This window comes from Brevundimonas sp., assembly GCF_030656255.1.
In the GTDB taxonomy this organism is placed as follows: domain Bacteria; phylum Pseudomonadota; class Alphaproteobacteria; order Caulobacterales; family Caulobacteraceae; genus Brevundimonas.
In genome coordinates, this window is the sequence record NZ_JAUSOE010000097.1 from 39,360 (window position 1) to 59,481 (window position 20,122).

Below are 20,122 nucleotides of genomic sequence, written 5' to 3' on the forward strand. Positions count from 1 at the left end.
AGGTCGGGGGCCTATTCCCGCTTCAACAACTTCTCGGTCAGCAACGTGCCCCACCAGCCGGCCTTGAACTCGGCGCGGATCGCTTTGGGGTCGTAGGCGGGGCTGTCGACCCAGTCGATGAAACTGATCCCCAGCGGCTCGATCTCATTGACGTATTTCTCGAGCGTATAGTCCAGCACGCCGGTCAGACCCTCACGCGAGTGCAGGTACTTCTTCGAGAGCTGATCCATGGCGACGGAGATCGGTTCGCCCAGGTGGAAATGGCGATAGAAGACCGCCATCATACCCGCCCGGTCCGCGCCGGATTTGCAGTGGATCAGGACCGGATAGTCGATGGTCTCGAACAGGTCGCGGGCACGGTGGATGCGGTCCCTCTGAGGCGGATCGCGCGAATCCAGCGGGGCGTCGATCAGGGTCAGGCCCAGGCGGTCGCAGGCCTCGCGTTCTAGCCAGTAATAGCCCTCGTCGCGTTCGCCACGCAGGTTGATGACGGTGCGGACGCCCTTTTTCTTCCAGTAGGCCAGCTGACGCGGCGACGGCTGGTTGGTGCGCACCAGGTCCGGACCCAGCCAGTGCGCGTTGGAAAACGCCAGGCGCAGGAAGGCGTGATCCGCCCAGAAATAATGCCAATGCGCCCGGAAACGGCCCATCGCGGTCGAAAGATCAAAGCGCGCCATGGCCGCCAGATAGCGTCCCGAATCGATCACGTCATCCGAACTCGGTGTTCGCGCGTTGGATTGTTCGCCGAGAACAGGAGGCGTTCATGAAGACCATCGCCGTAACCGCAACCCTAGCTTTGGGCCTTTGGACCAGTCTCGCCGCCGCGCAAACACCGCCGCCGGAGGACACGGCCCTGACCGCCTATCTGCGGGAAAAGGCGCAGGGGGCGGTGGGCGCCACCCGATACACGGCCGCGATCACGCCCGATGGCGCGACGACCCTGGTCTATCTGACCGGACCGAATTGGTGCGGGTCGGGCGGATGCCAGTTGCTGGTCCTCAGCCACGAGGGCGACGCCTATGTATTGGTCGGGGAAATCAGCGTGGCGCGGGCGCCCATCCGCCTGCTGGAGCAGCAAACCCATGGCCGCCGTGACCTGGGCGTCTATGTCGCCGGGGGCGGCGTCACCGAGGGGTACGAGGCCGCCGTGCCCTTCGATGGCCGTCGCTATGCGTCAAATCCAACCATGCCCCCGGCCGTCAGGGTCGAAGACGTGCCGGGCGAAACCCTGATCCGTGCGGACGAACAGGGGCGCGTGCTGGAACCGTCGCCTGACAAGCCTTGACTTGAACGGCGGCTCGGACGACCGAAGGCCGATGACCGCGCCCGCCTCAGAGACCATGCCCCTGCGCGCCCTGCTGGCGCGAATCTGGCGCGACTATCTGTCCCGGCACAAGGGATCGCTGATCCTGTCGGTCCTGTGCGCGGCGATGACGGGCCTGCTAACGGCCGCCCTGCTGAAGCTGCTGGAGCCGGCGATGAACGGCCTGTTCCTGGGCGGGACCGCGCCCATCAGCCTGTTCGGGGTGATCCGCTTTCCGGCCGACAAGGCCATCATCTGGATTCCGGCCGCCATCCTGGCGGTCGCGATGATGCGGACCCTGGCGGCGCTGGGCCAGGCGGCCCTGGTCAACCGGCTGGGCCACACGATCGTCGGCGACATCCAGATCCGCCTGTTCGGCGCCATGATCCGCGCCGACCTGGCCCGGTTGCGCAGCCAGCATTCGGGGGGCTTCGTCTCGTCGGTGCTGTTCGACGCCAACATGGTGCGCGAGGCCTTCACCTCGGGCGTGGTCAACTACACCCAGAACCTGCTGACCCTGATCGCGGTGCTGATCTACATGGGGTTCATCGACTGGCAGCTGACCATGGTGGTGCTGCTGGGCGTGCCGCTGGTGGCGCTGGTGCTGCGCCGGTTCGGGCGCAGGACGCGCAAGGCGGCGCAGGGCGCCATGGCCGAGACCGAGAACCTGTCCACCGCCCTGATGGAGAATCTGGACGGGGTTCGCCTGATCAAGATCGAGAACCGCGAGGCGGCCGAGCAGGACCGTGTCGCCGAAGTGGTCACCCGCCGCCAGCGCCACGTGATCAAAGGGTCCAACGCCCGCGCCTTCGCCGGCCCCTCCAGCGATCTGGTCGCCTATATCGTGGTGGCGGCGGTCATGGCCTATGCCGGCTGGCGGTCTCAGTCGGGCGAGATGACGGTGGGCGCGTTCGCCGCCTTCATCGGCATGTTGCTGGCCGCCGGTCAGGCCCTGCGTCAGGTGACCAATCTGGCGACGGTGATGAGCGAGGGCTTCACCGCCGCGCGCCGCCTGTTCGGCGCCCTGGACATCGAGGCCGAGATTCGCGAGGCGCCCGATGCGGCGGCCCTGCCGACCGGGCCAGTCGAGGTGGTGCTGGACCAGGTTTCGTTCGCCTATGGGCCGGGCGGGGCGCCGACGCTGGATCAGGTGTCGTTGCGGGTGGCCCCCGGCGAGACCGTGGCCCTGGTCGGGCCGTCGGGCGGGGGCAAGAGTACGATATTGAGCCTGTTGCCGCGTTTCTATGACGTGACGGGCGGGGCGGTGACGATCAACGGCGCCGACGTGCGGTCGCTGAGGATCCACGATCTGCGCGACCATATCGCCCTGGTGACGCAGGAGCCCTTCCTGTTCGACGACACCATCGCCGCGAACATCGCCTATGGCCGGCCGGGCGCCATGCAAGCCCAGATCGAGGAGGCCGCGCGTTCGGCCGCCGCCCACGACTTCATCACCGCCCTGCCTGAAGGGTATGACACCCGCGCCGGCGAGGCGGGCCTGCGGCTTTCGGGCGGGCAGCGCCAGCGGATCGCCATCGCCCGCGCCTTCCTGAAGGACGCGCCCATCCTGTTGCTGTACGAGGCGACCAGCGCCCTGGACACCGAGAGCGAGGCCCTGGTCCAGGCGGCGCTGGAGCGGCTGATGGAGGGACGCGCCACCCTGATGATCGCCCATCGGCTGTCGACCGTCCGCAACGCCGACCGCATCTATGTGATCGAGGCCGGGCGCGTGGTCGAGGAAGGGCCGCACGTCGTCCTGGTGGCGCGCGGAGGCCTCTATTCCCGCCTGGCCCGTCAGCAGTCTCTGGACGGGACGCCGCCCACGGTCGAGACCGTCGCGTGAGGCCCCTTCGCAATCCCTTCATCCAGTCCGCCCTGGCTTGGGCGCTGGCGCAGTGGATGCAGTTCTGTTTCGCCACCATTCGCTGGACGCACGAGAACCAGGCGGTCGCCGAACAGATCTGGGCTCAGGGCGGCGGCGTCCTGTGCGTCTTCTGGCATTCGCGCATCGGCCTGGCCCCGGCGTCGTGGCCGTTGGACCGGGCGCAAGCGGCGAAAGGGCTGATTTCGCTGTCGGCCGACGGCGAGTTCATCGCCAAGGCCGTGGCGCTTCAGGGCTTTCCAGCCGTGCGGGGGTCTTCCGCCAACAAGGACAAGGCCGATCGCGCCAAGGGCGGGTCGCAGGCCCTGCGCGACGGACTGAAACAGCTGAAGGTCGGCGCCCTGGCCCTGACGCCCGACGGCCCGCGCGGCCCGGCCAATACGATGGCCGAGGGCCTGCCGCTGATGGCGAAACTGTCGAAGGCGCCGGCCCTGTTCATCGGCCTGTCGTGCAAGCCGGCGATCCGCCTGAACAGCTGGGATCGCGCCGTCCTGCCCCTGCCCTTCGGCAAGGGGGCGATCGTCTGGGACCGCGCCGACTTCCCCGAGGGCGCCGACATGGCCGCCGTCGTCGCCGACTGGACCGCCCGCATGAACGCGGTCGAGGCGCGAGCGGACGCGATCACGGGGCTGAAGCCGTGACGCCCCTGCCGTTGCTGGCCTATCGACTCCTGACCCGCGTGCTGGAGCCCTTGGCCCCGCGCCTGCTGGACGCCCGCGCGGCCAAGGGCAAGGAAGACCCCGCCCGCGTCGATGAGCGGCTGGGCTTCACCCGCGCCGAAAGGCCCGACGGCGATCTGGTCTGGCTGCATGGCGTCAGCGTGGGCGAGACCCTGTCCCTGCTGCCCTTGGTCGAGCGGTTCGTGAAGACGCGGCCCGACCTGACCGTGCTGGTGACGTCGGGGACCGTGACCTCGGCCCGGATTCTGGCAGAGCGGCTGCCCCCAGGCGTCATCCACCAGTATGCGCCGGTGGACGGGCCGGGCGTCGTCTCGCGGTTTCTGGACCACTGGCGCCCCAGCCTGGCGATCTTCGTCGAGAGCGAGCTGTGGCCGAACATGCTGCTGGAGGCGCATCGGCGCGGCGTGAAGCTGGCCCTGGTCAGCGCACGGATCACCGAGAAGACGGTCGAGGGCTGGGCGCGGTTTCCGGCCTCGGCGCGGGTGCTGACCGGCGCCTTCGACCTGGTCCTGCCCCAGGATCAGGCGTCGGGAGAGCGATTGGAGCGCCTGGGCGCGCGGATCGACGGCCTGGTCAATCTGAAACTGGCGGGCGACGCCCTGCCCCATGACGCCGCCGCCTTCAGCCGCCTGAGCGCCGCCATCGGCGACCGGCCGGTGGTGGTCGCCGCCAGCACCCACGAAGGCGAGGAGATCGCCATTGTCCGCGCCCTGGATAAGCTGGCCGATCGGGCCTGCCTGATCCTGGCGCCGCGCCATCCGGAACGGGGACCCCACATCGCCACAGCCCTGCAGCGCGAGGGCGTGGCCTTCGCCATGCGATCACGTGGCGAAACAATCGGACGCGACACCGACGTCTATCTGGCCGACACCTTGAACGAAATGGGGCTGTTCTTGCGTTTGGCGGATGTGGTGGTGATGGGCGGCTCCTTCGCTCCGGCCCTGGGCCTACCGGCGGTGGGCGGGCATAATCCGCTGGAGCCGGCGCGGCTGGCGCGGCCGACCATCACCGGACCGGACGCCTCCAACTGGGCCACCGTGACCTCCGCCCTGGCGCAGGCCGGGGGGCTGATCTTGGTCCAGGCGCCCTGGGACCTGCCCGGCGCGGTCGAACCCCTGCTGGCCGATCCTGCGGCGGCCAAGGCCATGGGCGAGCGCGCGCGCCGCGCCGCCGCCGAAGCGGGCGGCGGTCTGGACCGGTTGTGGGCCTTCCTCTCGCCGCTGACGCCGAAGACGCCGGCCAGAACGGGTCGGGGCCGATGAAGCTGAACACCCCCCGCTGGTGGTATGTCCGCGACCGCAGCCACGCCCGGCTGACCCGCACCCTGCTGAAGCCGCTGGGCTGGATCTGGGCCGGGGTCACGGCGCGACGGATCGCGCGGACGGTCCCGGTCGATCCGGGCTGCGCGGTGCTCTCGGTCGGCAATCTGACGGTGGGCGGATCGGGCAAGACGCCGGTGGCGCGCGAGGTTCTGCGACTGCTGCGGGCGGCGGGCGTAGAGGCGCAGGCCCTGTCGCGCGGTTATGGCGGGCGGCTGGAGGGGCCGGTGCGCGTGGATCTGAAGGTCCATTCCGCCGAAGACGTCGGCGACGAGCCCCTGATGCTGGCGCAAGCCTCGCCCGCCTGGATCGCGCGGGATCGCGTCGCCGGCGCGCGGACGGCGGCGGCCGAGGGCGCCCAGGTTCTGGTTCTGGACGACGGCCATCAGAACCCGGCCCTGAAAAAGACCGTCAGCCTGATCGTCGTGGACGGCGAGACGCGCGAGGACGAATGGCCGTTCGGCGACGGATCGGTGTTTCCATCCGGCCCGATGCGCGAACCCTTGGCGGCGGGACTGGCGCGCGCCGACGCCGTGGTGGTGATGCTGCCCACAGATGTCGAGACGGCCGATCCCGAACTGCTCGCGGCGTTCGGCGCCCTGCCCGTTTTCCTGTGCCGCCTGACGCCCGAGGGTCCGCCGCCGACCGGGCCGCAGGTCGGCTTCGCCGGCATCGCCAAGCCTTGGAAGGTCGAGCGGTCGCTGAAGGCGGCCGGCTGCGACCTGGCGGACTTCGTCCCCTTCCCGGATCATGCGGCCTATAGACCCGTGGACATGGCCTTCCTGCGGGAGCGGGCGGCGGTATATGGGGCCGGTCTGGTCACGACGGAAAAGGACTGGGTCCGGCTGACGCCCGACCAGCGGGCCGATGTGACGGCCTGGCCGGTGGTCGCCCGGTTCGAGGATCAGGCGGGGTTCGCCGCCTTTCTGAACGCCCGGCTTCAGTCGGCGCGATAGACCACCCCGCCCTTCATCACGAACTTCATCCGCTCCAGTTCGGTCACGTCCGTAAGCGGATCGCCCGATACGGCGACGATGTCGGCCGGCATTCCGGGCGCGATCTTTCCGGCCTCATTGGCGATCCGCAGGTGGTCTGCGGCGCCGACCGTGGCGGCCTGGATCGCCTCCAGCGGGGTCAGGCCGGCGCGGACCAGAAGCGCGAACTCCTGAGCATTATCGCCATGGGCCGAGACGCCGCTGTCGGTGCCGAAGGCGATCTTGACCCCGCCGTCATGGGCGCGGCGCGCCATGTCCAGCATCTTGGGCCCCGCCTCCAGCGCCTTGGCCGTCTGGGCCGGGGTGAAGAAATTGTTGGGGCCCGAGGCGATGCGGGCGACGAAATCGCCGGCCAGCAGGGTCGGCACCAGCCAGGCCCCGTTGGTCTTGAACAGCCGGATCGATTGATCGTCCAGATAGGTGCCGTGTTCGATGGAGTCGCCGCCGGCGCGCAGGAAGGCGTTGATCCCGTCCACGCCGTGGGCATGGGCCGTGACCTGGCGGCCCATGCGGTGGGCGCTGTCGACGATGGCGGTCAGTTCGGGGTCGCTGAACTGCTGGCCCAGCCCGGCGGCGGTGTTGGACAGGACCCCGCCCGTGGCCGTGATCTTGATGATGTCGGCGCCGGCCCGGACCTGGGCGCGGACGGCGCGCATGCAGTCCTCGGGTCCCGAACAGATGCTCTCGGACGACAGCAGATGCATGACGTCGTCGCGATACCCATTGATGTCGCCATGGCCGCCGTGGATCGAGACGGAGGAACCGGAAGCGATGATACGCGGCCCCGGCACGTCGCCGGCCTTGACCGCGTTTCTCAGGGCAAATATCGCCTGATTGCTGGCGCCCAGGTCGGCGACGGTGGTGAAGCCGGCCATCAGGGTGCGGCGGGCGTAGCGCGCGCCGACCATGGCCTGGTCCGCGTCGGACAGGGTGACCTCTTCCAGACGGGAATTGGGGTTCTGCTGGCCCGTCAGATGGACGTGGCTATCGATCAGCCCCGGCAGGACGAAGGCTGTGCGCAGGTCGATGACCTGGCCTTGGGTCGGGTCGCCGACGAAGCCGTCGCGAACTTCGACGACCTGGTTCCCTCTGATCACGAGAGTTTTACCGCGCTGCACAACGCCGTTCGACGGGTCAGCCAGCAATCGCCCGGCTTCGACAAACGTCGTCGTCGGCGCTGGAGAAACCCTAGCCCCTGCGGGGCTTTGCTGGGCCGCCGCGCCCGTGGCCAAGACCGCCCATGCCACCGCCGCCAGACCGAAACGCTTCATCGATTTCTCCCCAAAACAACTGCGCCGCAAAATCGCCTCACAAGGCCAAGGTTGCTTCGCTCGTAACCATTTGAAACAAACACGCCTCAAGACCAACCGCAACGAGGGCGTCGCATGCGGCTATCGAGACGAGGGCTTATTCTGGGTGGATCGGCCATGCTGGCGGGTTGCGCCAGCGCGAGCGCCAAGGCCCCGCTCACTACCGCCGCGACGGTTACGCCGGTCATCCCCCCTGCGCCGCCGATCCAGACTGTAAGCGTGACGCCTCCGCCGCTGGATCCGCGCGGTCACGTCCGCAAGGAACTGATGGAACGCGCCATGACGGCGCTGGACGTCCACCACCACAAGATCCCGCTTCGCGACCGCATGTACCTGGTCGATTTCCAGAAATTCTCGGGCGAAGAGCGGCTGTATGAAGTCGATCTGGTCGCCGGCGAGGTCAAGGTTCTGCGCACCTGCCACGGACGCGGTTCCGACCCCAGCCACTCGGGTTACGCCCAACGCTTCTCCAATACGCCGGATTCCAACATGTCCTCGGTCGGCGCCTACGCCACGGCCGGCGCCAGCTGGGGATCGCAGCAGGGGCCGAACGTCCTGCTGGACGGGCTGGAATACTCCAACGACAAGGCGCGCGAGCGGGCCATCATCATCCATGGCGCCGACTACGCCGACCCGGACTTCCTGGCGCGCGAAGGCAAGCTGGGGCGCAGCTACGGCTGTTTCTCGGTCGCCCACACCGATCTTCCCGAACTGCGCGAACGGATGGGCGAAGGGCGGCTACTGTTCGCCTGGGCGTAAGGGCTACCCCGCAGGACGTCGGGCGGAGTGCCGGATGGTGATGATGCGAATCTCGCTCGGTAGGACTGCGTAGCGGATCACATAAGGGCGGATCGACACCGCTTCGCGAAGCCCATGCCGGATCGGTCTGCCGCGATCCGGAAAGGCGTTCAGACTTTCGGCCAGATCAATCAAACGCACCGCTAACCGGATCGCGGCCGGCAGGCTGAAGCCCTGCACATAGGATTGAATGGCGATCAGGTCTTCCCGAGCTTGCTCGGTCCAGACTACTCGCCGCATTTCGGCGGCGGGAGCGGATTGTCCGTGCCCCACGACAGAAGCCAGCGTTTCATCGCCTCATGACTGATGATCCGTCCCGCTTCGATGTCGGCAAGACCACGCAGGGTCGCCGCCTCGTCCGCCGCGTCGTCAGCGATGTCGAAGACGCCAGGCTCGTCGTCATCTTCGTGATAAGCGGGATCAGCCATAGGCCAAACCCTATCACATCCTGGCCGATACGGTCAGCCCCGGTCCAGCGCTCTCCAGCCGATGTCTGAGCGGTTGAAGCCGCCCGGCCAGTCGATCATTTTGATGGCGGCGTAGGCGCGGTCGCGGGCCTGGGCGATGTCGTCGCCCTCGGCGCAGACGTTCAGGACGCGGCCGCCGGCGGCGCACAGCTGGCCGTCGTCGCGGCGTCGGGTGCCGGCGTGGAAGACCTGGACGTGGGGGCCGAAGTCCTGATCGACGCCGCGGATGATCGAGCCTTCCAGCGGGCTGTCGGGATAGCCCTTGGCCGCCATGACCACGCAGATCACCGTCTGGGGCTTGAAGGCCGGGGACGGCAGGCCCGAGACGTCGCCGCGCGCGCAACCCAGCAGATAGGGGACGATGTCTCCGGCCATCCGCATCATCAGCACCTGGCATTCGGGGTCGCCGAACCGGGCGTTGAACTCGACCACCTTGGGACCGTCGGCCGTGGCCATCAGGCCGGCGTAGAGGACGCCGCGATAGGGGGCGCCCTCCTCGGCCATCTTGCGGATGGTGGGCTGGACGATCCGTTCGTCGGCCTGCTGCACCAGGTCGGCGGTGAAGACGGGAGCCGGCGAATAGGCGCCCATGCCGCCGGTGTTGGGGCCGGTGTCGCCGTCAAAGGCGCGCTTGTGGTCCTGAGCGCCGCCGAACAGGACGGCCTGCTTCCCGTCGCACAGGGCGAACAGCGAGCCCTCCTCCCCGTCCATGAACTCCTCGATCACGACGCGGGCGCCGGCGGCGCCGAAGCGGCCGCCCAACATGCGCTCAATCTCGGCCTCGGCGTCGGGACGGTCGGGACTGATGGCCACGCCCTTGCCTGCGGCCAGGCCGTCGGCCTTGATCACATAGGGCGGCTTGAACACGTCCAGAGCGGCCTTGGCGTCCTTGACCGTGTCATAGACGCCGTAGCCGGCGGTGGGGATTTCGTGGCGTTCCAGGAAGGCCTTGGAGAAGGCCTTGGACACCTCCAGCTGGGCGGCCTTGGCAGTGGGGCCGAAACAGGGGATGCCGGCCGAGGCCAGGCGGTCGGCAAGACCGGCGGCCAGGGCGACTTCCGGCCCGACCACGACCAGATCGGCTTTGATCTCGCGCGCCAGGGCGGCCAGGCCCTCGGCGTCGTCGGCCTTGACCGGGCGAAGTTCGCACAGCTTCTCGATCCCGGGGTTGCCGGGCGCGGCCACGAGGCGGGTGACCAGCGGCGACTGGGCGATCTTCCAGGCCAGGGCGTGTTCGCGCCCGCCCGATCCGACGAGAAGAATAATCATGAGGTCGGGCAATGACGGTCCGGTTGGGGCCGGTCAAGCGCCCGTCCCTCTAAAGAGCCGTTCGGCGGCGAAAATCAGCGCGCGGGCGGGGTCCAGGCCGGGAGGGCCTGGAGCTGGGCCAGGGTCAGGCCGGTCACCAGATCCTTGTCGCCGTTGCGGTCGATGGAGGTCACGTCGCCCAGCGGAACCTGAACCTTCAGATCCCCGGGCCCCTCAAGCTCGACCACCAGATGGGTCAGAGCGCCTTGGGCATTCAGGATCAGGGTTTCGACATCGCCCAGATCGGTGTTGTCGCGCGACAGCAGGTCGGCGTCCTCCAGTTCGTCCCCGGTCATGCCGAAGGCCAGCGCCGCCTGGGTCGTGGCGGCGTCGGCCCGGTTTTCGGTAACCGGAACCGGGGCGGCGTCGGGCGCCGGGACCTGAACGACGTCGTCGCTGTTGTCGGAACAGGCCGCCAGGCCGAGGACGCCGGAAACGAGGGCGATGGAGATCAATCGGTTCATGGTTTTCCCTGGGTCAGAAAAGGGCGGAGAGGACGTAGACGACCAGGCCGATCAGGCCGATCCCGCCGATGATCAGCCAAGGGCTCATGGCCCCGCCTGCGCCGCTGCGGCGCATCAGGTCGCGTTCGCGGGGATCGCGGTCTTCGGGATCGGTTCCTTGAGGATCGGCGGGCATGAAAGGCGAACGGCGCCGTGCGGATGCTGTTCCCGCGCGGATCGACGCAGGCTAGGATGAGACGATGAGCGACGACTCCTATGTGTTCGAAGGCCCAGCCGAGGCCGCCGCCCCGCGCGACAACAATCCGCCCCTGTCGATCTCGGAACTGTCGTTCGCGCTGAAGCGGACGCTGGAGGAACGATTCGGCCACGTCCGGCTGAGGGGCGAGGTGTCCAAGGTCAATCGTCACGCCTCGGGCCATGTCTATCTGACCCTGAAGGACGACAAGTCGGCCATCGACGGGGTGATCTGGAAGGGGTCGGTGCGCGGCCTGGGGGTCCAGCCGGAGGCCGGGCTGGAGGTCATCGTCACCGGCAAGATCACCTCGTACCCGGCGCGGTCCTCGTATCAGATCGTGATCGAGAGCATGGAGGCGGCCGGGGCCGGCGCCCTGCTGGCCCAGCTGGAGCGGCTGAAGGTCCGGCTGCGTGAAGAAGGCCTGTTCGAACCGGGCCGCAAGAAGCCCCTGCCCCAGTTTCCCCGCACCATCGGGGTGATCACCAGCCCTACGGGTGCGGTGATCCGCGACGTGCTGCACCGGATCGCCGAACGCTGGCCCTGCCGGGTGATCGTCTGGCCCGTGGTGGTCCAGGGCGAGGCGGCCAGCGGCCAGGTGGCCAACGCCATTCGCGGCTTCGACGCCATGACGCCTAATGGGCCGATCCCCCGCCCCGACCTGCTGATCGTCGCGCGCGGCGGCGGCTCGGTGGAGGACCTGTGGTGCTTCAACGACGAGGCCCTGGCCCGAACGGTGGCGGCGGCCCGGATTCCGATCATCTCGGCCGTGGGGCACGAGACGGACACCACCCTGATCGACTTCGTGTCCGACCGGCGCGCGCCGACGCCCACGGGGGCGGCCGAGATCGCGACGCCGGTGTTGGCGGACCTGAGATATGCGGTCGCCGACCTGGACCGGCGCATGGTCCTGGCTGGCGGGCGGCTGATCGAGGACCGGCGCACCCGGCTGCGGGCCGTGGCGCGCGGCCTGCCGGCGCGGCCGGAAGACCTGCTGGCCCTGGCGCAGCAGCGGTTGGACAACGCCGCCAGTCGGCTGGGGTCAGGTCTTCAGCGCAATGTCGCCCTGCACGAACGGCATCTGGCCGTGACGGGCGGCAAGCTGAGCCCTGCCCTGTTGCGGGCGCGGATCGAGCGGGGACAGGACCGGCTACGCGGCGCCGGCGACCGGCTGGGCGCCGCCTTGCAGGCGGGTGTGGCGCGCGGCGAGCGGCGGCTGCTTCAGGTTTCGGCGCGACTGTCGCCCGAACCGCTGCATCGTCGGCTGGACCAGCGCGAGGCCCGGTTGCAGGCGGTCGGGGCGCGGCTGGACGGCGTCATGCCGCGTCGGCTGGAACGGGACGCGGATCGGCTGGCGGCGCTGTCGCGCGCCCTAGCGACACTGGACCCCGGCCGGCCCAAGCCCGGCTTCGCGCGAGTGGAAAACCCGGACGGCGACTGGATCACTTCGGCGGCGGCGCTGGAGGCGGGCCAGACGGTGCGTCTGGTGTTCGGCGACGGCGCACGGGGCGCAATCATCGAGGGCGGCGACGGCCGTACAGCGCCCGCCCCGGCCCGGCCGGCGCCTCGGCCCAAGCCCGCTGCGCCGGGCCAAGGCGATCTGTTCTGACCAGTTCTGTCCGTTTTCCGCTTCGCCCCGGCGGCGCTTCCTGCTAACCGCCGCCGGATGAAGATCCCTCGCATCGCCCTGGCCGCTTACGGCTTCGCCCTTCTGATCATCGTGCTGGACCAGTGGACCAAGGCCTGGATCCTGGGCCTGCCCGACGTCGCTTCGGTCAGCCAGATTCCGCCGGGCTATGTCTTCGCCGAGGTGCTGCCGCCCGTCCTGCGCTTCACCTTTGTTCAGAACACCGGCGTCAGTTTCGGCCTGTTCGGCGGGGGCGAGGCGCGATGGGGTCTGACCATCTTCTCCATCATCGTCTCGGGCGCCCTGGCCTGGTGGGCGACCCAGTCGAATCGGCGGCTGTTGATCACCGCCATCGGCTTCGTCATGGGCGGCGCCCTGGGCAATGTCATCGACCGGGTCCGCTTCGGCTATGTGGTCGATTTCATCGACTTCTCCGGCACGGGCGTCTTCCCCTGGGTGTTCAACATCGCCGACAGCGCCATCACCATCGGCGTCGTCTTGTTGATTCTGGACAGCTTCCTGTCGGACAAGGCGGCGAAAGCCTGAACCCGGCTTTCGTCCGATCCAGAGCTCGTTTCATGGCCTTGGCGGTATCGCCCGCTCGGCCGATCCGGCTCGAAGGTTGGCGCGGCCCCCGAAAAGTCGTAATCACCCCGTCTTCACTATGCCAACAACGCCCGCAGAGGCGTTCCGTGCATCAGCCGATCAGAGCCTGAACCCATGCGTATCCGCAGCGTCGCCGTACTGACCCTCGCCGCCTCCGCCGCGCTCGCCGTTTCGGCGTGCGGCAGCCTCAAGCAAGGCGTCGGCCTGACCAAGGTCGTGCCGGACGAGTTCGTCACCGTCTCCACCGCCCCGCTCAGCGTGCCGCCCGAGTACGGCCTGCGCCCGCCCGCGCCGGGCCAACCGCGCCCGCAGGAACTGGCTCCTGAAAGCGCCGCGCGCCAGATCCTGCTGGGTCAGCGCCAGGCCATCACGCGCACGCCCGGCGAACAGGTCCTGGTCGCCCAGGCCGGCGCCGACCAGGCCGATCCCCTGGCCCGCTACGTCGTCGATGACGAGTTCGGCGACATCGCCCACAAGGACGAAAGCTTCGCCAACCGCCTGATGTTCTGGCGCAAGGACGACGCATCGACCCAGGCGCCGACCGTTCGCCAGACCGCGGAAGGTCAGACGACGATCGACGCCGCGACTGAGGCTGCGCGCCTTCAGGCGCTGACCGGCGGCCAACAGGCCATCACCATCACCCCGCGTCGCAGCGGCGGCTTCAAGCTGCCCGGTCTGTAAGACCCCTTCGCCTCTTTTCTAAGGACGCCTGCCACGGCGTTGGTCCTCTCGCTGTCGGAATATAACTGATGCGTCGCGTGCTCTCCGCCCTGGCCGCCGTCTCCATCGCGGCCTCTGTCCTGCCCGCCACCGCTCAGGCGCAGATGTCGCCAAGCGGCAGCGGTCAGCGTGATCGCGGATCCAGCGGCCAGCAGGCCGACGGGTCCGAGAATGCGCCCGCCAGCCGCGCGCCGCGCATCGCGCCCCTGCGCCGCCGCGCCAACGCCGGCCCCTGCCCCTTCGTGAAGGTGCTGTACGACGCCGCCCGCTACGTCGAACTGGAAGGCGGCCGCGCAGCCGTCTCCAACGTCGGCTATACGGGCGAGATCGAAGGCGTGTCTGCCGACTGCGAATACCGTGAAGCCGATCCGATCCGCCTGGATATGGACATTCTGTTCGAGCTGGGCCGCGGCGAACGGGCGGCGGGCGATCAGAAGACCTATCGCTATTGGGTCGCCGTGACCGAGCGCAACAGCGCCATTCTGGCCAAGGAATATTTCGACCTGCCCGTGAATTTCGACGGTCAGCGCACCGCCTCGATCCATGAAGAGCGGACCATCGTGATCCCGCGCGCGGGCATCGACACCAGCGGCGGTAATTTCGAGGTCCTGATCGGTTTCGACGTCACGCCGGAAATGGCCGAGTTCAACCGCTCAGGCAGCCGCTTCCGCGTCAACGCCGGCGTGCCGGCCCAAGCCTCCGCGCCGAGCCAGTAATGTCTGATCTGAAGACCGTCCTCAGCGAAGCGGTCGCCGCCGCCTTCGCCGCCGAAGGCGTGGATGCGGCCCTGGCCCGCGTCACCCCGTCGGACCGCCCCGACCTGGCCGACTTCCAGTCGAACGGCGCCCTGGCCGCCGCCAAGGCGCTGAAGGCCAATCCGCGCGAACTGGCGGGCAAGATCGCCGAGCGGCTGACCACCGATCCGCGCTTCGCCTCGGTCGAGGTGGCGGGGCCGGGCTTTATCAATCTGAAGATCGCCGACGCGACCCTGGCCGCGCGCGCCGCCGAAGTCGCCGCCGACGCCGACCATGCCGGAGCCGCCGTCGTGGCCGAGGCCCGCAAGGTGGTCATCGACTACGGCGGTCCGAACGTGGCCAAGCCGATGCACGTCGGCCATCTGCGCAGCGCCATCATCGGTGAGAGCCTGAAGCGGCTGTTCCGTTTCCGCGGCGACCATGTGACCGGAGACGCTCATTTCGGCGATTGGGGCTTCCAGATGGGGCTGCTGATCGTCGCCGTCGGCGATGAGGGCAAGGCCGACGCCTTTCTGGCCGAGGGCGACGGGCCCTTCCCGTCCGACAGTCCCGTTTCGCTGGAGGACCTCGAGCGCCTCTATCCGGCCGCTGCGGCGCAGGGCAAGGAAGACCCGGCGTTCCGCGACCGCGCCCGCAAGGCGACCGCTGAACTGCAGGGCGGCCGCCCGGGCTATCGCGCCCTCTGGGCTCATTTCGTCGCCGTCAGCCGAACGGCGCTGGAACGTGAGTTCGGCGCGCTTGGCGTAACCTTCGACTTGTGGAACGGCGAGAGCGACGCCGATCCTGTGATGGCCGAAATGATTGTCCATCTGGAGGCGACCGGCCTTCTGGTCGAGGACGACGGGGCCCGCGTGGTCCACGTCGCCCGTCCCGGCGAGACGCGGAAACGGAAACTGGCCGACGGCTCGGTGATCGAGGCCCCCAGCCCGCCGCCGCTGCTGGTGATCAGTTCGGAGGGCTCGGCCATGTACGGCACGACCGACCTGGCGACGATCCTGGACCGGCGCAAGTCCATCGACCCCGACCTGATCCTCTATGTCGTCGACGAGCGGCAGGCCGAGCATTTCGAACAGGTGTTCCGCGCGGCCTATCTGGCCGGCTACGCCGCCGAGGGCTCGCTGGACCACCTCGGCTTCGGCACCATGAACGGGCCGGACGGCAAGCCGTTCAAGACCCGCGCGGGCGGGGTGCTCAAGTTGCATGACCTGATTACCATGGCCGTTGAGAAGGCCCGCGAACGGCTTCACGAGGCGCATCTGGGCGAGGATCTGACCGAGGCCGAGTTCGAGGCCATCGCCCACAAGGTGGCCGTGGCGGCGTTGAAATTCGCCGACCTGTCGAACAGCCGCACCACCAGCTACGTTTTCGACCTCGACCGTTTCATGAGCTTCGAGGGCAAGACCGGTCCCTATCTGCTGTACCAGGCGGTGCGGATCAAATCCCTGCTGCGCAAGGCGGCGGACCAGGGCGCGGCGGCGGGTCCGGTGGTGATCGGCGAACCGGCGGAGCGCGATCTGGCCCTGACGCTGGACGCCTTCTCGCAGGCCGTGACCGAAGCCTACGACAAGCGGATGCCGCACCTGATCTCGGAGCACGCCTACCGGCTGGCCCAGTCGTTCTCGAAATTCTACGCCGCCTGCCCGGTGCTGGTCGCGCCGGACGAGGCGACGAAGGGTTCGCGGCTGACGCTGTCGAAGGCGGTGTTGGACCAGCTGGAGACCGCTCTGGACCTGCTGGGCATCGACACGCCGGAACGGATGTGACCCGGCCTCAGACGAGGGCAAGCATCCAGTAGGTTGTCAGGTTGGCGCCGGCGTGCAGACCGTAGCCGGGCAGAATGGAGCCCCGCCCCGGCCGTTCGTTCAACCAACCCGCGAGGAGGGCCGACAAAGGCGAAGGCGATCATCGCACCGCCCAGCAGACCCCGTCCCTCGGGCAGCAGGAGGATGGGCAGATGGATGGCGGCGAACAGGACGGCTGGCCCAGGTTGCCGGGCCAGAACCCCATCAGGCCGTAAAGCCGCCGCGCGATCAGGCCGCGAAACAGCAGCTCTTCTGCCAGGGCGGTCTTGAACAGGGCTGCGAAAGCCAGGGCGACGAGAACGGCTGCGTCGGCCGGTCCGCCGCCGGTGATGGCGTGAATCACGGTGCCGGGCCCGGCGGCCAGTTCGGCCAGTCCCGGCGTCTGAAGCAGGAACAGGGCGCCGCCGACGCCGACGGCGGCCGCGATGAGGGTGAGGCCCGGCGGTGCGCCCTTCAGGCCCAGCCACTCACGAAGACCGGCCCGGCGTCGCCCGACCAATGCCCAGGCGATCAGACAGATCAGGCTGACGACGCCAAGCTGGAGCGCCGTCCCTGTGATGGAGCCGAGAATTCGGTCGTCCACGGTCCCCCTCCCCCGGAGCAGTATCGGTCCCAGGCTAGAACGGCATCGCTTGATGTCTTAGTTAAAGATATTTCAAGTTTGAACCGGCGCCCGGTGGACAGACGCCGGAGATTGAGGCGTCTATGGCGTGACCATGGAGCCCCTGATGACCGATCTCGACAGCTATATCGCCGGCCTGCCCAAGGCGGAGCTGCATCTGCATATCGAGGGCTCGCTGGAGCCGGAGCTGATGTTCGAGCTGGCGCAGCGCAATGGCGTGGCCATTCCGTTCGACAGCGTCGAGGCGGTGCGGGCGGCCTATGACTTTTCGAACCTGCAGGACTTCCTCGACATCTATTACGCCGGGGCCAATGTGCTGATGACGCGGCGCGATTTCGAGGATCTGGCCTTCGCCTATTTCCGGCGGGCGGCGGCGGACAATGTGCGTCACGCCGAAATCTTTTTCGATCCCCAGACCCACACCGACCGGGGCGTGCCGTTCGAGGTCGTGGTCGAGGGGCTGATCGCCGGCATGAACCGGGCGAAGGCGGAGCTGGGCGTGACCTCCGGCCTGATCCTCAGCTTCCTGCGTCACCTGACCGAGGAGGAGGCCTTCGCCACACTGGAGATGGCGAAGCCGTATCTGCACCACTTCATCGGCGTCGGCCTGGACTCGTCAGAGGTCGGTCATCCGCCGTCGAAATTCGTTCGCGTCTTCGCCGCCGCCCGCGACCTGGGCCTCAAGCTCTGCGCTCATGCCGGCGAGGAGGGCCCGCCGGCCTATGTCTATGAGGCGCTCGACCTGCTGCACATCGATCGCATGGACCATGGCAACCGCTCGATGGAGGATGGTCGACTGGTCGAGCGGCTGGCCGACGAACGGATGACGCTGACCGTCTGTCCGCTGTCGAACCTGAAACTCTGCGTGGTGAAGGATCTGAAGGACCACCCCGTGCCGGAGATGTTGCGGCGCGGCCTGCATGTGACCCTGAACTCCGACGACCCGGCCTATTTTGGCGGCTATGTGAACGACAACTACCGCCAGTTGGCGCAGGCCGTGGGACTGACCCGCGAGCAGGTGACCCTGCTGGCGCGTAACAGCTTCGAAGGCTCCTTCCTGCCGGAGGCCGACAAGGCCGCGCACATCGCCGCGGTGGAGGCCTGGGCCGCCCGTTCCGCTTGACACCGGGCCTGAGTCGGGGCCTAGGTCGCGGCGCTCTCGCGGGAGAGATCGGAGCCCTTTTCGGGGGTCCGGAGCCGAAGGCGCAACCGCCCCGGAAACGCTCAGGCAAACGGACCGCGAGGACATTCGGACGCTGGAAAGTCGCTCCTTGCGGGCGCGCCGACGGAGCAAGACGCCTCAGTTTCGGGCGCCGGAATCTCTCAGGCTTCAGGACAGCGGGGGCGCGAGGACGGCGGAGCTTTCCGCCCTGGTACGCGACCCTGGAAGCCTGATCATGACCGATGAAGCCCTCAAGACCACGCCTCTCAACGCCGCGCACCGGGCGCTGGGCGCACGCATGGTCGGCTTCGGCGGCTATGACATGCCGGTGCAGTACGAGGGCGTTCTGGCCGAGCACCGCTGGACCCGCGAACACGCCGGCCTGTTCGACGTCTCGCACATGGGCCAGTGCAGGATCACCGGCGACGACGCCGTCGCCCAGTTCGAGCGTTTCGTCCCGGGCGACTATGCGGTCCTGAAGGCCGGCCGGCAGAAATACAGTCTCTTGCTGAACGCCGAGGGCGGGATCATGGACGACCTGATGGCGGGCCGTCCCGACCACGACGGCCTCTATGTGGTGGTCAACGCCGGCAACAAGGACGCAGACTTCGCCTTTCTCAATGCTAATCTGTCGGGCGATGCGAAACTGAAGGTGCTGGCCGACCGCGCCCTGCTGGCCGTTCAGGGCCCTGAGGCCGCCGAGGTCATGGCCGCGCATGAACCGCTGTTGGCCGAGATGGGCTTCATGGACTGCGCCCGATTGATGCTGTTCGGGTCCGACTGCTTCATCTCCCGCTCGGGCTATACCGGCGAGGACGGCTACGAGATTTCCGTGCCGGCCGATCAGGCCGAGCGCATCTGGACGACAATCCTGAAGGACGCCCGGGTCAAGCCGATCGGCCTCGGCGCCCGAGACAGCCTGCGGCTGGAAGCCGGCCTGCCCCTGCACGGCCACGACATCGACGCCTCGACCAGCCCGGTCGAGGGCGCCCTGACCTTCGCCCTGTCGAAGTCTCGCAAGGAACGCGCGGACTTCAACGGGGCCAACCGGATCCTGAAGGAACTGGCCGAGGGTCCGTCGCGGGTCCGGGTCGGCCTCAGCGTCAAGGAAGGCGCTCCGGCCCGGGAAGGCGCCGAGATCGCCGACACGGACGGCAAGGTCATCGGGACGGTCACCTCTGGCGGCCCCTCGCCCACGCTGGGTCGTAACATCGCCATGGGCTATGTGCCCCCGCGGTTCGCCGCCCTGGGCACGGACCTGAACGTGCTCGTGCGCGGCAAGCCTGCCGCGGCCGAGGTCGTCGCCACGCCCTTCGTGGCCCAACGCTACTATCGCAAACCCAAAACCCAGGACTAGGATCATGCATTTCACCAGGGATCACGAGTGGGTGCGCCTCGACGGCGACGTGGCCACCGTCGGCATCACCAAACACGCGGCCAACGCCCTGGGCGACGTCGTGTTCGTCGAGACGCCCGAGGCCGGCAAGACGCTGTCCAAGGGCGACAGTTTCGCGGTCGTCGAGAGCGTCAAGGCGGCGTCGGACGTCTACGCTCCCGTGTCGGGCGAGGTGATCGAGGGCAACGCCGCCCTCGCCTCGGCGCCCGAGACGGTCAATGCCGATCCCGAGGGCGAAGGCTGGTTCGCGAAGATCAGGGTGTCAGACCCCTCGACCGAAGGCCTGATGGACCGCGCCACCTACGACGCCTTTCTCGCCACCCTCTAAGCCCTTCCCTCCCGCACGGACCTCCCCGCCATGCGCTACCTCCCGCTTACGCCTGACGATCGCACGGCGATGCTCGCCGCCATCGGCGTCAAATCGATCGACGAGCTGTTCGTGGACGTCCCCGAGGCGGCGCGGCGGGACGGCTTCGTCGACCTGCCGCGGGTGGCCGGGGAACTGGAAGTCGAGCGGGCGCTTGGCGCCATGGCGGGCAGGAACGTCTCCGCGGGGACGGTTCCGTTCTTCTGCGGCGCGGGCGCCTACCGGCACCATGTCCCGGCGACGGTGGACCATGTGATCCAGCGGTCGGAATTCCTGACCAGCTACACGCCCTACCAGCCCGAGATCG

General features: G+C 68.5%; 22 protein-coding genes, 1 pseudogene and 2 riboswitches. Of the genes and pseudogenes, 15 read left to right on the top strand and 8 right to left on the bottom strand.

Annotation, left to right across the window (positions count from 1 at the left end; all coding sequences use genetic code 11):
• Positions 1–11: 11 nt before the first annotated feature.
• Positions 12–677 carry a beta-lactamase hydrolase domain-containing protein gene (locus Q7J26_RS09970; protein WP_304936322.1) on the bottom strand — a complete coding sequence of 222 codons (666 nt, stop codon included), beginning with the start codon at positions 675–677 and terminating at the stop codon, positions 12–14.
• An 86-nt stretch (positions 678–763) separates the two neighbouring features.
• Here Q7J26_RS09970 and Q7J26_RS09975 point away from each other — a divergent pair, with 86 nt between their 5' ends.
• From Q7J26_RS09975 to lpxK, 5 genes are read left to right on the top strand one after another with little or no spacing between them, the layout of a single operon-like run.
• Positions 764–1,285: a hypothetical protein gene (locus Q7J26_RS09975; RefSeq protein ID WP_304936302.1), complete on the top strand. Its 522-nt coding sequence runs from the start codon at positions 764–766 to the stop codon at positions 1,283–1,285.
• Positions 1,286–1,316: 31 nt separating this feature from the next.
• Entirely contained in the window at positions 1,317–3,146 is a 1,830-nt protein-coding gene (locus tag Q7J26_RS09980) for an ABC transporter ATP-binding protein (RefSeq protein ID WP_304936303.1), read from the top strand.
• Positions 3,143–3,826 (top strand): lysophospholipid acyltransferase family protein, encoded by a 684-nt coding sequence (locus Q7J26_RS09985; RefSeq protein ID WP_304936304.1) that lies wholly within the window; start codon positions 3,143–3,145, stop codon positions 3,824–3,826. The genes Q7J26_RS09980 and Q7J26_RS09985 overlap by 4 nt, the downstream gene beginning before the upstream one ends.
• Positions 3,823–5,127 carry a 3-deoxy-D-manno-octulosonic acid transferase gene (locus Q7J26_RS09990; RefSeq protein WP_304936305.1) on the top strand — a complete coding sequence of 435 codons (1,305 nt, stop codon included), beginning with the start codon at positions 3,823–3,825 and terminating at the stop codon, positions 5,125–5,127. Before Q7J26_RS09985 ends, Q7J26_RS09990 begins: the two co-directional genes overlap by 4 nt.
• Positions 5,124–6,140, top strand: coding sequence for a tetraacyldisaccharide 4'-kinase (gene lpxK, locus Q7J26_RS09995; RefSeq protein ID WP_304936323.1), 1,017 nt, complete (start codon positions 5,124–5,126; stop codon positions 6,138–6,140). Before Q7J26_RS09990 ends, lpxK begins: the two co-directional genes overlap by 4 nt.
• Here lpxK and Q7J26_RS10000 read toward each other — a convergent pair.
• Positions 6,125–7,450 (bottom strand): amidohydrolase family protein, encoded by a 1,326-nt coding sequence (locus Q7J26_RS10000; RefSeq protein WP_304936306.1) that lies wholly within the window; start codon positions 7,448–7,450, stop codon positions 6,125–6,127. The two genes, lpxK and Q7J26_RS10000, sit on opposite strands and share 16 nt — an antisense overlap.
• Before the next feature lie 114 nt (positions 7,451–7,564).
• Here Q7J26_RS10000 and Q7J26_RS10005 point away from each other — a divergent pair, with 114 nt between their 5' ends.
• A complete protein-coding gene (locus Q7J26_RS10005) occupies positions 7,565–8,248 on the top strand; it encodes a murein L,D-transpeptidase catalytic domain family protein (protein WP_304936307.1) in 684 nt (227 codons plus the stop codon).
• 3 nt (positions 8,249–8,251) lie between these two features.
• Here Q7J26_RS10005 and Q7J26_RS10010 read toward each other — a convergent pair whose 3' ends face one another.
• From Q7J26_RS10010 to Q7J26_RS10030, 5 genes are all read right to left on the bottom strand, one after another.
• A complete protein-coding gene (locus Q7J26_RS10010) occupies positions 8,252–8,527 on the bottom strand; it encodes a type II toxin-antitoxin system RelE/ParE family toxin (RefSeq protein WP_304936308.1) in 276 nt (91 codons plus the stop codon).
• Complete coding sequence (locus Q7J26_RS10015; protein ID WP_304936309.1) at positions 8,515–8,715, bottom strand: CopG family transcriptional regulator; 201 nt, start codon at positions 8,713–8,715, stop codon at positions 8,515–8,517. The genes Q7J26_RS10010 and Q7J26_RS10015 overlap by 13 nt, the downstream gene beginning before the upstream one ends.
• A gap of 33 nt (positions 8,716–8,748) precedes the next feature.
• The gene (purD, locus tag Q7J26_RS10020; RefSeq protein WP_304936310.1) at positions 8,749–10,023 is read right to left on the bottom strand and encodes a phosphoribosylamine--glycine ligase; all 1,275 of its coding nucleotides are present in this window, start codon (positions 10,021–10,023) and stop codon (positions 8,749–8,751) included.
• Positions 10,024–10,097: 74 nt separating this feature from the next.
• The gene (locus Q7J26_RS10025) at positions 10,098–10,526 is read right to left on the bottom strand and encodes a hypothetical protein (protein ID WP_304936311.1); all 429 of its coding nucleotides are present in this window, start codon (positions 10,524–10,526) and stop codon (positions 10,098–10,100) included.
• Between the two features lie 13 nt (positions 10,527–10,539).
• The gene (locus Q7J26_RS10030) at positions 10,540–10,701 is read right to left on the bottom strand and encodes a hypothetical protein (protein WP_304936312.1); all 162 of its coding nucleotides are present in this window, start codon (positions 10,699–10,701) and stop codon (positions 10,540–10,542) included.
• Between the two features lie 64 nt (positions 10,702–10,765).
• Here Q7J26_RS10030 and xseA point away from each other — a divergent pair, with 64 nt between their 5' ends.
• The 5 genes from xseA (at position 10,766) to argS (ending at position 16,229) form a co-directional block, all read left to right on the top strand.
• The gene (xseA, locus tag Q7J26_RS10035; protein WP_304936313.1) at positions 10,766–12,367 is read left to right on the top strand and encodes an exodeoxyribonuclease VII large subunit; all 1,602 of its coding nucleotides are present in this window, start codon (positions 10,766–10,768) and stop codon (positions 12,365–12,367) included.
• A 57-nt stretch (positions 12,368–12,424) separates the two neighbouring features.
• A complete protein-coding gene (gene lspA / locus Q7J26_RS10040) occupies positions 12,425–12,931 on the top strand; it encodes a signal peptidase II (RefSeq protein ID WP_304936314.1) in 507 nt (168 codons plus the stop codon).
• Between the two features lie 174 nt (positions 12,932–13,105).
• Complete coding sequence (locus Q7J26_RS10045) at positions 13,106–13,672, top strand: DUF3035 domain-containing protein (protein ID WP_304936315.1); 567 nt, start codon at positions 13,106–13,108, stop codon at positions 13,670–13,672.
• A gap of 68 nt (positions 13,673–13,740) precedes the next feature.
• Entirely contained in the window at positions 13,741–14,427 is a 687-nt protein-coding gene (locus Q7J26_RS10050; protein WP_304936316.1) for a Tat pathway signal sequence domain protein, read from the top strand.
• A complete protein-coding gene (gene argS, locus Q7J26_RS10055) occupies positions 14,427–16,229 on the top strand; it encodes an arginine--tRNA ligase (RefSeq protein ID WP_304936317.1) in 1,803 nt (600 codons plus the stop codon). Before Q7J26_RS10050 ends, argS begins: the two co-directional genes overlap by 1 nt.
• A gap of 139 nt (positions 16,230–16,368) precedes the next feature.
• Here argS and Q7J26_RS10060 read toward each other — a convergent pair whose 3' ends face one another.
• Entirely contained in the window at positions 16,369–16,851 is a 483-nt protein-coding gene (locus tag Q7J26_RS10060) for a hypothetical protein (RefSeq protein WP_304936318.1), read from the bottom strand.
• 145 nt (positions 16,852–16,996) lie between these two features.
• Here Q7J26_RS10060 and Q7J26_RS10065 point away from each other — a divergent pair, with 145 nt between their 5' ends.
• From Q7J26_RS10065 to Q7J26_RS10080, 4 genes and pseudogenes are all read left to right on the top strand, one after another.
• Positions 16,997–18,013 (top strand): adenosine deaminase, encoded by a 1,017-nt coding sequence (locus Q7J26_RS10065; protein ID WP_304936319.1) that lies wholly within the window; start codon positions 16,997–16,999, stop codon positions 18,011–18,013.
• 29 nt (positions 18,014–18,042) lie between these two features.
• A riboswitch (glycine riboswitch) is annotated at positions 18,043–18,140 on the top strand.
• Positions 18,141–18,144: 4 nt separating this feature from the next.
• A riboswitch (glycine riboswitch) is annotated at positions 18,145–18,231 on the top strand.
• A gap of 56 nt (positions 18,232–18,287) precedes the next feature.
• Positions 18,288–19,409, top strand: a complete 1,122-nt coding sequence (gcvT, locus tag Q7J26_RS10070) for a glycine cleavage system aminomethyltransferase GcvT (protein WP_304936320.1) — start codon at positions 18,288–18,290, stop codon at positions 19,407–19,409.
• A gap of 4 nt (positions 19,410–19,413) precedes the next feature.
• Positions 19,414–19,776: a glycine cleavage system protein GcvH gene (gene gcvH, locus Q7J26_RS10075; protein ID WP_304936321.1), complete on the top strand. Its 363-nt coding sequence runs from the start codon at positions 19,414–19,416 to the stop codon at positions 19,774–19,776.
• A 30-nt stretch (positions 19,777–19,806) separates the two neighbouring features.
• Positions 19,807–20,122, top strand: a pseudogene (locus tag Q7J26_RS10080) (glycine dehydrogenase); the annotation flags it as partial.